We start from the raw sequence: 14,200 nt of genomic DNA, 5'->3' as shown, positions 1-14,200 counted from the left end.
ATGACAACTGTCAGCAGAGCCACTGACGCACGGCCTACGTGAGAAGGAATGGTCACAAATGACAGATTTCACCACCACGTAGGAGCAAACTCATGGAAGGCAACGCCATCTCCGACTTCTTTATCCGCGCTAGCGACTTCATCGACGGGCTTAATCCCGTTCTTCAGATTCTGGGCCTCCTCATCGCCGGGATGATCCCGTTTATTGAGGGGTACGGCGCATCATTCATTGGCATCATCGTGGGCCTGCACCCGTTTGTCGTCGTTCCTGTGGCGATCATCGGAAACCTCGCGATTGTCTACGCACTGACGATGCTCGCCGGATCGACCCGAAGCGCCGTAATGAAGGGGAAAGAGCCGGTCAAGCGGACCGAGAAGCAGCAGAAACTCGCCAAATGGACTGACCGACTCGGCGTTCCTGGGGCATGCCTGGTCTCGACACTGGCAGTCCCGAGCATGCTGGCTGGCCCCCTCTTCGTAGGCCTAGGCGCCCGCAAGGTGACCGTGATGATCTGGATGACGGTTGGAGTGGTGTTGTGGGCTATTGCCACCGGGCTGCTGGGCGAAGGCCTGCTGACGCTGCTCGGCTAAACCATCCACATGCCACCGGTCGCCGACGACCGCTCCTTCGTGGAACTGTCCATCGAGAACATCGAGGGCAATCAGGTGCTCTCGATCTATTCTCTGAGGCCGAGATCTAGCAATCCTAGTGAGGGTTCACCAATTACTGCTTCCTCGATACGTTCACGTCCTGCCCAACCTGAGAAAAGTTTCTGGGTAGTTTCTTCAGAAACTTCAAGAAACTCTCGGAAACTCTGAACTGAAGAAAAATAATCCGATCGCGCCCGAATCCCGACGTTTTCACTGGTCAGATGGCTGCAGCGAATGCCTCTGGAAGTTTCCTGGAGTTTCTTGAGTTTCTGGAAAACCGATGTTGCGTCGGCTTCGCGCCTACCTGGTGTGCTTTGAGCGGAAGGTTCTCAGCGCGGCTACCTCCACCGGGCTCAGCTGCAGACAGGCCGACCCGACGCGGTGACTGGCGTGGCCGTCCGTGTTGGTGTGGACCGTGTGGCTCTCGGGGACCTTAATCAGCAGCAGACGGGTGCCGTGATAATCACACGCGGTCGCCTCGACGCGGAGGCCAGGATCGGTGTGGTCAAAGATGACGTTTTCGACGTTTGCCACCACCGCTGTCGTTCCAGTGAACGCCGCCGGTCCCCCGATCTTGTCTGCCACACCCAAGACAACGAGGGATTCGCCGGATGTGGAGTTGGCGAAACAGAGGGAGGCGTCGACAAGCAGCTCGTGAAGCTTCGAGGCTGGGTTTCCGTTGTTGTAGCCGAGCGATTCGCGCAGTTCCTGCGCAAGGACGACGGGATCCTCCTTGAAGTCGAGGGTGTCGGACTCCAGGTCGTCGGCAAGCTCGCCATCACGGATCCGGTCGAGGATCTGCTCAATGTCCTCGGGAATGGGTCCGTACATGTAGTGCAGCGTAATCAGATGCGCGGTCGCAGGCGACGTTTGCGCCCCATCAGCCGCGGCCGAGCCCGACCACTCGCCAGCCGGCCTCGGTCCAAGCATCGACAGGGAGGCAATTGCGGCCGTCGATAAGCAGCTTCTGAGCGACCAGTTCGCCGGCAACAGCCGGGTCCAGATCGCGGAATTCCTGCCATTCGGTAGCGACGACGGTCAGTTCAGCGCCGTCGAGGGCGTCCCGGGCGGAGGCACGGTAATCGAGGGTCGGGAACATGCGCCGAGCGTTGTCCATTGCCTGCGGGTCATAGATAGTGACGCTGGCACCAGCCAGAGCGAGCGAACCGGCCACGGAGAGCGCCGGCGAATCACGCACGTCATCAGACTTGGGCTTGAACGCCGCTCCCAGCACCGCGACTCGGCGGCCCAGCACTTCCCCGCCAAGGTTCGTTCGCACCAGGTCAACCAACTTTTCGCGACGGCGCATGTTGATGGAGTCGACCTCGCGGAGGAACATCATCGCGCGGTCAGCACCGAGTTCGCCGGCTCGAGCCATAAACGCCCGAATGTCCTTAGGCAGGCAACCTCCGCCGAAGCCCAGTCCGGCGTTGAGGAACTGGCGGCCGATGCGGGGATCCATGCCGATGGCGTCGGCAAGCACGGTGACGTCCGCGCCAGAGCGCTCACACACCTCGGCGACGGCGTTGATGAAACTGATCTTGGTCGCAAGGAACGCGTTGGCGGAGGTCTTCACCAGCTCTGCGGTCGGTAGGTCAGTGACCAGCAGTGGAACGTCTGCTTCCAGGATCGCGGCAAAACATTCGCGGGTGGCGTCTTCGGCACGGGAGTTTCCAGCGGCAACGCGCTCGGAGGAGACTCCCAGCACCATGCGGTCTGGCCGCAGCGTGTCATCAACGGCTCGGCCTTCGCGGAGGAACTCCGGGTTCCAGGCAACCTCAACATCGGTATCGGCTGACACGAGCGCGTCGGCTCGGGTCTGCAGACGCTCAGCGGTACCAACCGGAACGGTGGATTTGCCGATCACGACGTGCGAACCGCGCAGCTTCGGCACCAGGTCATCGATTACCGCGTCGACGTAACTGACGTCTGCGGCGTGGGAGCCGCGCACCTGAGGCGTTCCGACGCCCACGAAATGCACCTCGGCAAACTCCGCCGCTTCGGCATAGTCAGTGGTGAACCGCAATCGCCCGGTGTCTAGATGCTTGCGGAGAAGTTCCGGTAGTTCTGGCTCGTAGAACGGGACCTCTCCGTCAGACAATTTCCGGATCTTCTCCGGATCAACGTCGACTCCAAGGACCTCGTGTCCGAGTTCCGCCATGCACACAGCGTGGGTCGCACCGAGGTAACCGGTGCCGATAACGGTCATTCGCATGGCCGGATTGTTAATCACACCCGGCGAGTTCGCGACCAATGCAGCCAAAACTTCATTCACCTGTTCCACGCGTTCAGGAAGTAGCTACCGAAGGCGCTTTACGACGCTCCCGATTCCCCAACCGGTCACCTGAAATTCAGGTACGCCTTCGACGGAGTGGGGCCTCGCTGGCCCTGGTACTTGGATCCCAACTTGCCGGTTCCGTACGGAGTGTCCGCCTTGGAGGTCATCTGGAACAGCGCAAGCTGTCCGACCTTCATGTCCGGCCACAGCACGATCGGCAGGTTCGCCACGTTGGAGAGCTCCAACGTGATGTGCCCGGTGAATCCCGGGTCGATAAATCCTGCAGTGGAGTGGGTCAGCAGGCCCAGACGCCCGAGCGAGGACTTGCCCTCCAACCGTCCGGCCAGGCCGTTGGGGATGGAGAAGTACTCGAGGGTCGACGCCAGAACGAACTCTCCGGGATGCAGCACGAAAGCCTCACCGTCCGGCACCTCGTGCAGGCTGGTCAGCTCCTCCTGCGCTTCCTTCGGGTCGATGTGCGTGTACCTGGAATTATTGAAGACTCGGAAGTATCGGTCTAGGCGCACGTCGATCGACGACGGCTGCACCATCGAAGGGTCCAGCGGTTCGACGCCGAGTCGGTCGTCGCCCTCTGATTCGAGGGCATTGCGGATGTCGCGGTCGGAGAGAAGCACACGGCTACCTTACCTTTGACGCTGGTGGCGGCCGAGCAGAACTCGCTTTCCGACGCCCACCTCAACCCCTCTCCCACCTGACACCAGATCGAGGTGTACATTAACGGTGGATAAAGAGCCGTCGTAGACGGCGATTTCAACCACTGCCGCACCGTGCATTTTGCATGGTCTGCAGTACGCTGCCGATGTAGTTCAATGGTAGAACTCCTGCTTCCCAAGCAGGTAGCGCGGGTTCGATTCCCGTCATCGGCTCCACGACCGGCTTCCGGGGTTTTCAGCCCAGGTGGCCGGTTTTTTCGCGCGCCTTCGCGTCTCAGGCGAAACATTTGTACCATTAATCACATTGGTCGCTCACGAAACAAAAGTGAGCGCCGGGAAAGTCCACTCCGGGCTCTGGAGTGGAACGTCGTCAGGCGCCATGCCCTATTCCGGCTTCCGCCGGGTAACATTCCCGGGCAGTAGAAGCCTCTGGAGGAACCCATGTCACGAAACTCCTCGTCCGGAGCGGACGCCGAGAACGACCTGACCACGGAACTGTTCGGGCGAACGACGAACTTCGATCGACCCAACCCGCACGACGCGGGCGCCTCACCCGTGGGCCGTCACGAGCGCCCCGACGCCGATCCGGTCGGGCCGGATCCCTCTGAGGCGCACTACCGCCTCACCGAGGATTTCCCGGACGAGGCGGAGCCGCAGGAGAACCCCTTCAAAGACGACGGCAGCACTGTTGCTGCTGACGGAAAGAAGACCGGTAGGTTCTCCAAGCCGTCATTCGGCAGGAAGAAGAAAGAGCCCGCCTCCACCGAAGGTCTGATGGACGGCACCCATGATGAATACGTGGTGCTGGCCCGCGGCCTCGGGGTGACTGCCTCTGAAGGGCCCGTCTTCGGGCCCATCGACATAGCCGTACCGGCCGCGGGTATCACCGTGTTGTCCGGACACGGTGGTTCTGGCCGCACGGCGCTGGCTCTCACGATCGCTGGCCGGATGAAGTCGACCGAGGGCCAGCTCATGGTCCTTGGCTACACCGAGCGCAAGGACATCCGTCCCCGCGTTGCCATTGCTGGCGTTGACCAGATCGACGAAATTGACCGGAACCTCACGGTCAGAAACGTCCTCACCGAGCATCTGTACTGGACTCGCAATCCTCTCAAGCGAACGAAGAAGGTCGACGAGGGCTACCTCGAAGACATCGCCGGTGACTTTTACGGCACTCGCTCGCTTCCGCCGCTGGACGCCTACGTTTCGCAGCTCCCAGGCATCGATCGCCTGATGTTGCGTGTGGCTCTGGCACTGCACCCAGCCAGCACGGAAGAGATCGGGCTGCTTGTCGTCGACGATCTGGAGCAGGTCCACGAGCTCGATGAGCGCATCTTGCTGCTGTCGCGACTGGTCGAGGTCTCCTACCGCATCCCGGTGATCATCAACGCGGTGAACCCGCTGCCGCACCGGCTTGTTCCACCCCAGCGTCAAGTCCGGATTGATGCGGACATTTCGCACATCACACCGTTCGACTGGGGCATCGACGATGCCGAGCTCGACTCGATGGTCAAGGAGTACCGCTAGTGATTTCCGCGTTGACGGCCAACAACGAGTTGCGCCGGTTCTCCCGCTCAAACATGGGCAAGGCGACTCTGGTGTCAATCACCTTGATGCCGCTGCTCTACTCCACGCTGTACCTCTGGAGCTTCTGGAACCCGTTCGGCAACCTCGGTGAACTTCCCGTGGCACTGGTCAACAACGACCAGGGCACTGTGGTGGAAGGCCAACAGCTCAACGCCGGGTCCCAGGTGACGGCAGGTCTGTTGGACGATCGGACTCTGAACTGGCAAGAGGTGTCAGAGCAAGAAGCTATCGACGGTGTCCGCGACGGCACGTACTACTTCTCGGTGGAGTTACCAGAGAACTTCTCCGAGGCTGTTGCCTCTCCCACCAGCGACAATCCGAAGCAGGCCACGCTGCTGGCTACCTACAACGACCGTAATGGCTACCTCTCCACCGTCATCGGTGAGAACGCCATGCGCGTGATGCTCAATACGGTCAGCGACACCATCGGGTCACAGGCAGTGGACCGATTGCTGGTGGGCATGCTCAATGCTGGTCTCGGCGTCGGCATGGCCGCAGATGGTGCGGACGAACTGGCCGACGGTGCCGAACAACTCCGCGACGGACTGTTCCAGCTCCAAGATGGCTCCGGACAGCTTCTCGACGGCATCAATCAACTCAACGACGGCACCGGCCAATTGAGCGCCGGCGCCGGAGAACTCTCCTCTGGCGCATCTGAACTGGCAGCCGGAACTGACGAGTTGGCTGCGGCAGTCAATGACGCCTCCGGCGCCTTCGAGCAGCTTCGCGACGGCGCGGAAGCCATGTCCGGCAGCCTCGAGTCCGCTGGTGAAGTCGCAGCTGGCGCAAACACTGCGGTCAGTGGCGTCGTCGGCGCTGCAGAGACCGCCTCCGGTGTGCAGGGAAGTACTGCCGATGACATCCGCGGGATTGCAGATCAGCTCCGCGGGATCAATGAGCCGACGGTCCAGCAAGCCGTCGCAGCAATTGACGGTTTGGCTGACCAGGTCGCCAGCACCGGACTTGGGCCAAATTCGGACCTTCTCGCGGAACTACGCGGAGTCGGGACCACCGTCGGGGACTTGGACTACCAGCTCAATAACCCCGCCGCGCCACTGCGCGGCACCGTGGATGCACTGGCCAGCGGTGACAGCCAGATTGATGAACTGGTCAGCGGCGTCAACCAGTTGAATGAAGGCGCCAACCAGCTCTCTGCTGGCGCGTCCGAACTCGCTGACGGAGCCAACCAGCTCAATGATGGTGCCGGTCAGCTCCAGGACGGTGCATCCCAGCTCAACGATGGTCTGGGTGAAGCAGCCGATGGCTCCGTCGAACTTGCCGATGGTGCGAACCAGCTAGCCGACGGCCTGCGCGACGGCATGTCCGCAATCCCCCAGTGGGACCCCATGCAGCGCCAGGAGGTCGCCTCGGTGATGGGCGGGCCGGTGGCGGTCAATGAGGAGAACACCGCAGGCACCAACACCTTCGGTGCTGGACTGGCCCCGCTGTTCTTCTCCATGGCTCTCTACATGGGTGGCCTGGTGATCTATCTGGTACTCAAGCCGATGCAGCAGCGCCAGATCGGCGCTGGAGTCCGACCGCTGCGCGCGGCGATCGACAGCCTGCTGCCGGGCAGCCTAATCTCGTTCCTGCAGGCGCTCGCCATCGTCGGTGTGACGATGGCAGTGACTCCGTTCCGCCCGGACTCGGTCGTGGCGGTGGTCGCGTTCGCACTCCTTGTGGGTCTGATGTACGCGGCGATAAACCAGGCACTACACGCGGCGCTGGGACCAGGGCCAGGTCGTGTGACATCTCTGTCCTTCATGATGATTCAGATGGTGTCTTCCGGCGGTATGTATCCACCGGAGACACAACCGATGCTGCTGCAATGGATCCATCCCTTTATGCCGATGACCTACGCCGTCGACGGCTTCAGACAGGTGATGTACGGAACCTACGACGCCCGACTACTCGGCTCGATACTCATGGTCCTGCTCTTCCTGGCCATCGCAGTGGCTATCAGTGCGGCGACGGCGGCCCGGGACCGCACCTGGTCGATGTCCAGGCTGCACCCGGCCGTGGACGTTTAGCCTCGCCGGTAGCGGCGGCGGCATAGTATCGAGACCAGTCAGCCCCGAGCCGACGGGGCGAAGATTCAGTGGAGGCCAACGATGTCCGAGTCAGTATTGATCGCGTACGACGGGTCCCCGGAGGCCAGGCGCGCCGTTGAGCACGCCGGCCGGTTCCTTGGTTGCACCACCTCGTACATCCTCACCGTGTGGGAGCCGATCCACCGCCAGGCCGCCCGCGCGGCCGGTGCAGCCGGAATGCCGCAGGCGGACTGGATCCCCGATGAGGACGAGACGGACCCCGCTTACGCGGATGCCGCCCAGATCTGCCGGGAAGGCGTTGAGGTCGCCGCCGGAGTCGGCATCACCGCGCAGCCCTATCTCGTCGAATCCGAAACGGCCGTGTGGAGCGCCATCGTGGACGCTGCTGAGGAACTGGGAGCGGGAATGCTCGTGACCGGCACCCGCGGCTCCTCTGGTCTGCGGAGTCTGCTGTCCGCGTCGACCGCGGAGGCAGTACTGCGAAACTCGGGGTTGCCGGTGTTCATCGTGCCCCCGGCACGGCACTAAGCCTGTACATCGAGTCCCCCCCCCACATCACATCTATAAGAAGCCTCGAACCGGCCAGTATCATTCGCCCCCGAAAGTTTTGGGATTGATTCCCCCGTCGGCGAGCAGTGGTCTAGAGTCGTGTTCGTTGCTTTTATCGATCTACACAGCCTGAACCGAGGAGAATAAATGGCATACGAGACCGAGACTGCGTCCGCTTCCCGCGGAACGGCAGGCCCTGCCCTGGCCAGCATCGTCGTCGGCGCCCTCCTCGGCGGCGCGCTGGTGTTCACCGCCACGAACGCGCTGTTCCAGGCGCAGCTGCCGGAGACGACCACTGTCGTCGAGGAGCAGGCCCTGCTGGGCGGTCCCGAGTACGGCGAGCGGTAGGTCCGCCCGTATCCGTACCCGTTAACATCCCGGTATGTCGTCTTCCGCGCTCGCCGGGGCGCCGGCGTCCAGTGCGGACGGCGCACCACGTATTTCCCCCACCACCGGACGGTTCCCCACCAGGGGGCTTGTCCGGTGGTGGGTTTTGTTGTGGATCCTGGCATTCATTCAGTCGCCTGGTCGGGTCGTCGCGGATACCAAACATGATCTGACGGAGGATCCCGCCGGATTCCTGTCCCGATCACTGCAGATCTGGTCTGACATCTTGCCGCTGGGCCAGCTGCAGAACCAGGCTTACGGTTATCTGTTCCCGCAAGGTGCATTTTTCGCTCTCGCTGATGTGTTGCCGGACTGGCTGGCGCCGATGTGGCTGGTCCAATCGGTGTGGTGGGCACTGCTGCTGACGGTGGCGTTCACTGGTTTCTATCGGCTCGCTGAAGCCGCTGGCGTCGGCAACCATCCAGGCAGAGTCTTCGCAGCTCTGCTGTTCGCATTGAGCCCGCGAATCCTCACGACCCTGGGAGCGATCTCCTCAGAGGCATGGCCCGTCGCCATGGCCCCATGGATCGCCCTTCCTCTGCTGCGGGTCCTAGGCCGCATCCGGGACACCACCGCGATGCAGTGCGTCCGTGCTGTTATGTTGTCTGCTCTGGCGGTGCTGCTGACCGGCGCAGTCAACGCGACTAGTACCGCCGCTGCCTGTGTCGTGGCTGGTCTGCTCTTGGTCGGGGCTGGGGTGTGGGGACCGGGACGTCGTAAGGCATGGGCGATGCTTTGCGGTTGGATCGCGGCGCTGATCGTTGTGAGCCTGTGGTGGCTGGTGCCGTTGTTTTTGCTCGGCCGGTACGCGCCGCCATTCACCGATTACATCGAGTCCTCCGGTGTCACCACTCGTTGGATGAACCTGCCCGAGACGCTCCGCGGGACCACCTCGTGGGCGCCGTTTGTGTCGGTGGAACGCGTCGGTGGCAACGCCCTGGTAGTCGAGCCGGTCCTGATCATCGCGACGATCCTGATCACCGCGGTCGGGCTGCTCGGCCTGTCGCTGGCGGATATGCCTCGGCGCCGCCTGTGGTGGCTGATCGGTGCGATTGGCCTGATTTCGATGGCAGCGTGGACGGCGGCGTTCGGGCTCTTCGGGGAGCACATGAGAGAGCTTCTCGACGGCCCCCTCGCCGCACTACGCAACCTCCACAAGTTCGACCCGGTTCTGCGGATCCCGGTGTTGCTTGGAGTCGCGCATATCGCCTCGAAACTGCCCTGGCCGTCCATCGGGCGAGGTACCCGCAAGACGTGGACCGCCTGGATGCATCCGGAGAAGTATCCGCGCGGTGCGGCAGCGATGCTGCTGCTCATTGTTGCTGTGGCTGCGACTTCTCCTGCGTGGTCGGGTCGTCTCGCACCGAAGGACCCGTACGAGTCCGTGCCGGCCATGTGGCACCAGGCCGCGGACTGGCTGAATGAGAACGCTGCGGATTCGCGCACCATGTTGCAGCCATCGATGCCGTTCGCGGATCAAGAGTGGGGGTTCACTCGCGATGAACCTTTGCAGGCGCTGACCGAGGTGCCCTGGGTCGTTCGCGATGCCATTCCGCTGGTGCCACCGGAGGCAATCCGCGCACTTGATGGGCTGCAGGAGGAACTGGCGCGGGGTGAGTCCGTCGACACGCTGGCGGAGACTCTGCACACAGAGGGCATCGGCCACATCCTGGTGCGGTACGACGCGAAGTCGTCTAACCGAGCGACTGACCTGGGCAAGCTGGAGCGGACCCTCTCTGCATCGCCAGGCTTTGAGCATGCCGCAGAGTTCGGAGAGGGCACTCGCGAGGGCATCGTGATCTGGTCGGTCACGCCTGAGAGTGGCGCAGACGGTGCTGCGTTGGCCCCTCGCATCATCGACACCAGCGAGATTCCGTTGGTCTCTGGAGGACCGGAGGTCCTGCCCCGGCTTGACGACGTCGACGGCTCCTCCCCCGTCCGCATCCTCGCCACCGAGGGCGCCGGCACCGTCACAGACACCCCGACTCTGCGCGGTCGCAACTACGGCGAAGTCACCGGCGCGGTGTCCGGCATTCTCAGCCCCGATGACGATCCAGGAGTGTCGAATCTAGTCTCGGATTACCCGGTCGACGGGATCCCGCAGACCTCGGTATTGGCTGGCCGCGGATCGGTCTCGGCGTCCTCGTCAGCGGCCGATCCATACAGCTTCGGAGGTTCGGTACCGAGCCGGTCGGTCAATTCCCTGGTCGACGGCAATCCGAACACCTGGTGGGAGCCCTCGCGCGGTACCGGCCAGGCCGAGTGGGTCCAGTTCGATCTGGAGGAGCCCACCAACCTTGCGACGGTCACTCTCACGGCCGCTCGAGCCCCGGTAGAGGTCCGTGTCCGCACCGATGCTGGGTCCACGACGGTGCAACTCTCCCCTGGCGATCCGACGTCTGTGGCACTTCCTGCCGGGGAGACCTCGACAGTGCGCATCACCGCGACCGATGCCCGATTGGGCTTCGCATTGTCGGAGATCTCCGCATGGAGCTCCGATGGCACGGACGTAACCCCAGCACGTATCCCCGCAGTGCCGGATGCGTCTTCGGACGTCCAGCGGTGGGTGCTGGGCCAAGAGATCTCCGAGGGGACCATGCAGCGCATGATCACTGTCCCGGAGGACCGCGACGGCATCATGGTCACCCTCGACACCGACACCTGCCGCAGTGGCTTGGAAGATTCTTGGACCACCCTCGGCGGTGAGGACGTCGCCTGTGGCGAGGAGTTCGAGCTTGCAGCAGGCCCCCATATCGTGCAGTCCGATGCCCGCTGGGTGGCGCTGACCGGCGCAGACTTCACCGCGCCCTCCGCTGCGGAGCAGGACGCTGCTCTTCTTGGGGATGGGGTCGACGCCACCGACTCCACCCGCATCATTTGGGACGCCACCTCGGTCAACTCGGGTCTGCGCGCGACGCTCGGAGGCGAGGCGCTGGAACCAGTCACCGTCAACGGATGGCAGCAGGGCTGGATCGTCCCGCCGGGTGCCTCAGGCCAGTACGAGGTGACGTTCCCGGCCGAGTCCACCTGGCGCACCGGCATCATCGGCGGTGGAGTGCTTGCAGCGATTGTTGCTGCAATCGCGCTGGTGCTGTGGCGCCGAGTCGAGGACCCAGACGAAACAATCACGCTTCACGACGCCCCCATCGCCCCCGACTTACCTCGTTGGACGGCAGTAGCCACCGCTACCGCAACCGTCGGACTCGTCGCTGGCTGGCAGGGACTCCTCGTTGGAGCGCTCACCGCCTTGGTCGGAATGGGGCTGCCGGCGCTTGGCCGGGCGATACCGCATGCACCGTGGAGCAAGGCTGCCCGTGCTCTGGAACGTCCCACCGTCCTCGGCTCACTTGCCGCAGCGGTGCTGACTCTGGCCGGAGTGCTGCTGTCGCACACTCCGTGGCCTGCCAATGGTTACTTCGATGCTGGCTGGTCACTCCAGCTTCTCTGCGTGACGTCCCTGGTCTTGGTCGGTGCCGCCCAATGGCGGCCGAGCCACCGCCGGGCTGGCTCCTCCACGAAGGCGTAAGAGGCAGCAGCGATCGGAATCGTCAAAGCCAGCGTCACGAGGGTCACCGCAATGATGTGACCATCGAAAATGGGGATACCCAGCAGCGGGAACGCCACCGACAGCAGCGCCATGTGCCACAGGAAAATGCCGTAGGACCAGCGGCCCAGGGCCTGCATCACCGGTGTGGTGAGGATCTGCGACTCCGGGGCCAGCGCCCACGGTCCGATCAAGGCGGCACCGAAAACGAGCCCGCACCACTGCCGACGAAGGAACTCCCAGTTGCTCATCTCCACCAGGCCCGGAGGCCCGAGCAGAGCCGCGACGACCAGTGCGCCAACGGCAACCAGCAGCCACAACCAGCGGAACCTGGCCCATTGCTGAATCATCTCGAGTCGACGTCTCGCCGCAGGATTGGGATTGCCCGCCAGGGACTCGAGCTCCGCGAGGATTAGCCCCACCGCGAACCAGGAGAAAAATGCCGCTGGCTGGATGTGCGAGTTCACTCCATCCGGGTACGGCAGCGGAAGCCACACCCATGCAAAACTGGCCACCGCCAGAGCAGAGATCACCAGGATTCGCCGGCCCTGGTGCCGCAGCGGATCGGTGCGCCGTAGCAGGATCACGAACAGCGGCAGGGCCACATAGAAGGCAACCTCAACCGACAAGGACCACAGGTGAGTTAAGCCACCGTGCAAAGAGTTCGAGAAGTAGACCTGAGTCAGGGTCAGGTTGGTGAGCCACGCCGTCCATCCGGCACCGGCTGCCACCGGGAACACCAACAGCACCACCACAACCAATACCCAGTAGGCAGGCAGGATTCGGGCAGCACGTTTGCGGTAGTAAGTGGCCCAGGTGCCGCGGGCGCGGGAGCCGTCGGGAAGTATCTGAGGGGGCTGCCCTCCAAAGCCGCCAGCGCGATGGGAGCGCCAGAGCAAAAACCCTGAGAGGGCGAAAAACACTGCGACGAAGAAGTCGAACCGGCCGAGGACCCGTTCCCACAACGCGCCGGTGTCGTGCGCTGTCTGAAAAGCGACGTGCGTTCCGATAATGCCGATCGCCGCAACCGCTCGCAGCCCCTCCAACGAGGGCAAAAAGCCTGGCTTGAAGGCCGGTTCCGCCATGAGTTACCTCCTGCGCGCCCGGACGGGTTCCAGGCTCTTCCTGGGTCCGACGCTAAGTAGTCTAAGAAAACTTTGTAGATTAATGGAAAACTAAGAACTGCCCCGTTGGACGCTGATAGATTTCTCACCGAAACCTATCCTGGCTCAGCCTGGGCCATCCCCCCCCCGGAAGGATCAACACAACAAATGGCCAGAAGAACACTGTCCTACATTGCCATTGCGGTGGGCGCAGCTCTCATCGTCATCGCCGTTCTCCTGCCAACCATGTTGGTTCCGAAGCTGCGTTCGCTCCCGCTCGACACTGTCAACACCACGTCCACCGAGCTTCGGTCAGGCGCGATCCTGGACTCCAACCAGGTTGCCCAGAATGAGCCGGTCCCAAATGCCGCTGACGACGAGCGGTGCAATGCCGAAGGGGATGCTTCGCTTCCGGTTCACTGCTTCATCAACACCGAGGCAGAGCTGCGCTCTGTCCGCCACGTCCGCATGCAGGACCCAGCAGATGCCGAAGTAGTCACCTTTGAGGTCGGAACCTCCATCCTGCGTAATGACAAGGAAGAGCCTGCGAACCTGATCAACGCGACTGTCGACCGCATCACGCTCGATCGTTTCACGCAGTTCCCGATCGATGAGCCGACGTCCACGATCCAGTTCTACGACTACAACGAGAGTGACTCGAACGTCCTGAACCCGTTCACCCGTCCGGGCATTCAGTACACCTTCCCGATGGGCGCGGAGAAGAAGTCTTACCCGTACTACGACGTCGTCGCCATGAAGGAACAGCCGATCGACTACATCCGCGAGGAGACCGTGGACGGCGAGACCGTCTACGTCTACGAGATGGACGTCGAGCCAGTCAATCTTTACGACCAGTTCATCGCGCACCAGACCGCTGGTGGCCGTGAGCTGACCGAGGCTGACGAAGCACACCTGGGTTCCCTGCGCCTGGGCTTCCCCGCTTCGCAGTGGGGCCTCGAGGGTGACGAAGAGATCGAGATGGATCGCTACTACGCCAACGTCCGTACCGTCCGCGTTGAGCCGACCACCGGCATGATCGTCAACGGCACCGAGGACATCTTCCAGTTCTACGCACAGAACGACGAAGAGGCCTACGAAATCGCCCGCGGCGATATCCGCGAGGCGGAAGAACAGGACCGCAACCGCACCGCCCTGCACTACGCCGCGCAGTGGGATGAGGACACTCAGAACACGCAGATGACCAACGCCAAGGACTCCAAGGGCCTGTTGAACATCGCCGGCATCTGGGCGCCGATCGGCCTGGGCATCCTGGGCCTGGTCTTCCTGATCCTTGGTTTCATCGGAGTGCGCAAGAGCTCCTAACCAACGGTCACTGACCGATCACTTCCGTACCGCCGGGCGGGGAGAGAATTTTTC

11 protein-coding genes and 1 tRNA gene are annotated in these 14,200 nt (G+C 62.8%); 8 read left to right on the top strand and 4 right to left on the bottom strand.

Features of this window, described 5'->3' with window-relative positions:
* Nucleotides 1–92 precede the first annotated feature (92 nt).
* Nucleotides 93–590 carry a hypothetical protein gene (locus tag YWU_RS0105930; RefSeq protein ID WP_027019738.1) on the top strand — a complete coding sequence of 166 codons (498 nt, stop codon included), beginning with the start codon at nucleotides 93–95 and terminating at the stop codon, nucleotides 588–590.
* 360 nt (nucleotides 591–950) lie between these two features.
* Here the strand turns inward: YWU_RS0105930 and YWU_RS0105920 are convergent, their stop codons facing one another.
* The 3 genes from YWU_RS0105920 to dcd all read right to left on the bottom strand — a co-directional run bounded on the left by YWU_RS0105920 (nucleotide 951) and on the right by dcd (nucleotide 3,563).
* On the bottom strand, nucleotides 951–1,481 hold the full coding sequence (locus tag YWU_RS0105920; protein ID WP_169718884.1) for an AlbA family DNA-binding domain-containing protein: 531 nt from the start codon (nucleotides 1,479–1,481) through the stop codon (nucleotides 951–953).
* A 49-nt stretch (nucleotides 1,482–1,530) separates the two neighbouring features.
* Nucleotides 1,531–2,865 carry a UDP-glucose dehydrogenase family protein gene (locus tag YWU_RS0105915; protein WP_027019736.1) on the bottom strand — a complete coding sequence of 445 codons (1,335 nt, stop codon included), beginning with the start codon at nucleotides 2,863–2,865 and terminating at the stop codon, nucleotides 1,531–1,533.
* Nucleotides 2,866–2,990: 125 nt separating this feature from the next.
* Nucleotides 2,991–3,563 (bottom strand): dCTP deaminase, encoded by a 573-nt coding sequence (dcd, locus tag YWU_RS0105910; RefSeq protein WP_027019735.1) that lies wholly within the window; start codon nucleotides 3,561–3,563, stop codon nucleotides 2,991–2,993.
* Between the two features lie 181 nt (nucleotides 3,564–3,744).
* Here dcd and YWU_RS0105905 point away from each other — a divergent pair.
* The 6 genes from YWU_RS0105905 to YWU_RS0105880 all read left to right on the top strand — a co-directional run bounded on the left by YWU_RS0105905 (nucleotide 3,745) and on the right by YWU_RS0105880 (nucleotide 11,702).
* Nucleotides 3,745–3,818 (top strand) — tRNA-Gly (locus YWU_RS0105905).
* Nucleotides 3,819–4,043: 225 nt separating this feature from the next.
* Complete coding sequence (locus YWU_RS17470) at nucleotides 4,044–5,129, top strand: P-loop NTPase family protein (protein ID WP_051260096.1); 1,086 nt, start codon at nucleotides 4,044–4,046, stop codon at nucleotides 5,127–5,129.
* Complete coding sequence (locus YWU_RS0105895; RefSeq protein WP_027019734.1) at nucleotides 5,129–7,219, top strand: YhgE/Pip domain-containing protein; 2,091 nt, start codon at nucleotides 5,129–5,131, stop codon at nucleotides 7,217–7,219. The genes YWU_RS17470 and YWU_RS0105895 overlap by 1 nt, the downstream gene beginning before the upstream one ends.
* 81 nt (nucleotides 7,220–7,300) lie before the next feature.
* The gene (locus YWU_RS0105890) at nucleotides 7,301–7,768 is read left to right on the top strand and encodes a universal stress protein (protein ID WP_034647236.1); all 468 of its coding nucleotides are present in this window, start codon (nucleotides 7,301–7,303) and stop codon (nucleotides 7,766–7,768) included.
* A gap of 168 nt (nucleotides 7,769–7,936) precedes the next feature.
* Nucleotides 7,937–8,137, top strand: coding sequence for a DUF2613 domain-containing protein (locus YWU_RS0105885; protein WP_027019732.1), 201 nt, complete (start codon nucleotides 7,937–7,939; stop codon nucleotides 8,135–8,137).
* A gap of 34 nt (nucleotides 8,138–8,171) precedes the next feature.
* Nucleotides 8,172–11,702, top strand: coding sequence for an alpha-(1->3)-arabinofuranosyltransferase (locus tag YWU_RS0105880; protein ID WP_084141864.1), 3,531 nt, complete (start codon nucleotides 8,172–8,174; stop codon nucleotides 11,700–11,702).
* Here YWU_RS0105880 and YWU_RS15480 read toward each other — a convergent pair.
* Entirely contained in the window at nucleotides 11,588–12,805 is a 1,218-nt protein-coding gene (locus YWU_RS15480) for an acyltransferase family protein (RefSeq protein ID WP_084141862.1), read from the bottom strand. The two genes, YWU_RS0105880 and YWU_RS15480, sit on opposite strands and share 115 nt — an antisense overlap.
* A 186-nt stretch (nucleotides 12,806–12,991) precedes the next feature.
* On the opposite strand from YWU_RS15480, the gene pgfA reads away from it, so the two are divergent.
* Nucleotides 12,992–14,146, top strand: coding sequence for a cell envelope lipid trafficking protein PgfA (gene pgfA / locus YWU_RS0105870; protein WP_027019730.1), 1,155 nt, complete (start codon nucleotides 12,992–12,994; stop codon nucleotides 14,144–14,146).
* Nucleotides 14,147–14,200 lie beyond the last annotated feature (54 nt).

Source organism: Corynebacterium sputi DSM 45148, from assembly GCF_000427865.1.
In the GTDB taxonomy this organism is placed as follows: Bacteria; Actinomycetota; Actinomycetes; order Mycobacteriales; family Mycobacteriaceae; genus Corynebacterium; species Corynebacterium sputi.
The sequence above is the reverse complement of the archived record's forward strand: the minus strand, read 5'-3'. Positions and strand labels throughout refer to the sequence as shown.

What these genes read in the sequence shown, in the direction of transcription:
- YWU_RS0105930 (WP_027019738.1), top strand. Translation starts at nt 93, where the DNA reads ATGGAAGGCAACGCCATCTCCGACTTCTTTATCCGCGCTAGCGACTTC.
- YWU_RS0105920 (WP_169718884.1), bottom strand. Translation starts at nt 1,481, where the DNA reads ATGTACGGACCCATTCCCGAGGACATTGAGCAGATCCTCGACCGGATC.
- YWU_RS0105915 (WP_027019736.1), bottom strand. Translation starts at nt 2,865, where the DNA reads ATGCGAATGACCGTTATCGGCACCGGTTACCTCGGTGCGACCCACGCT.
- YWU_RS17470 (WP_051260096.1), top strand. Translation starts at nt 4,044, where the DNA reads ATGTCACGAAACTCCTCGTCCGGAGCGGACGCCGAGAACGACCTGACC.
- YWU_RS0105890 (WP_034647236.1), top strand. Translation starts at nt 7,301, where the DNA reads ATGTCCGAGTCAGTATTGATCGCGTACGACGGGTCCCCGGAGGCCAGG.
- YWU_RS0105885 (WP_027019732.1), top strand. Translation starts at nt 7,937, where the DNA reads ATGGCATACGAGACCGAGACTGCGTCCGCTTCCCGCGGAACGGCAGGC.
- YWU_RS0105880 (WP_084141864.1), top strand. Translation starts at nt 8,172, where the DNA reads ATGTCGTCTTCCGCGCTCGCCGGGGCGCCGGCGTCCAGTGCGGACGGC.
- YWU_RS15480 (WP_084141862.1), bottom strand. Translation starts at nt 12,805, where the DNA reads ATGGCGGAACCGGCCTTCAAGCCAGGCTTTTTGCCCTCGTTGGAGGGG.
- pgfA (WP_027019730.1), top strand. Translation starts at nt 12,992, where the DNA reads ATGGCCAGAAGAACACTGTCCTACATTGCCATTGCGGTGGGCGCAGCT.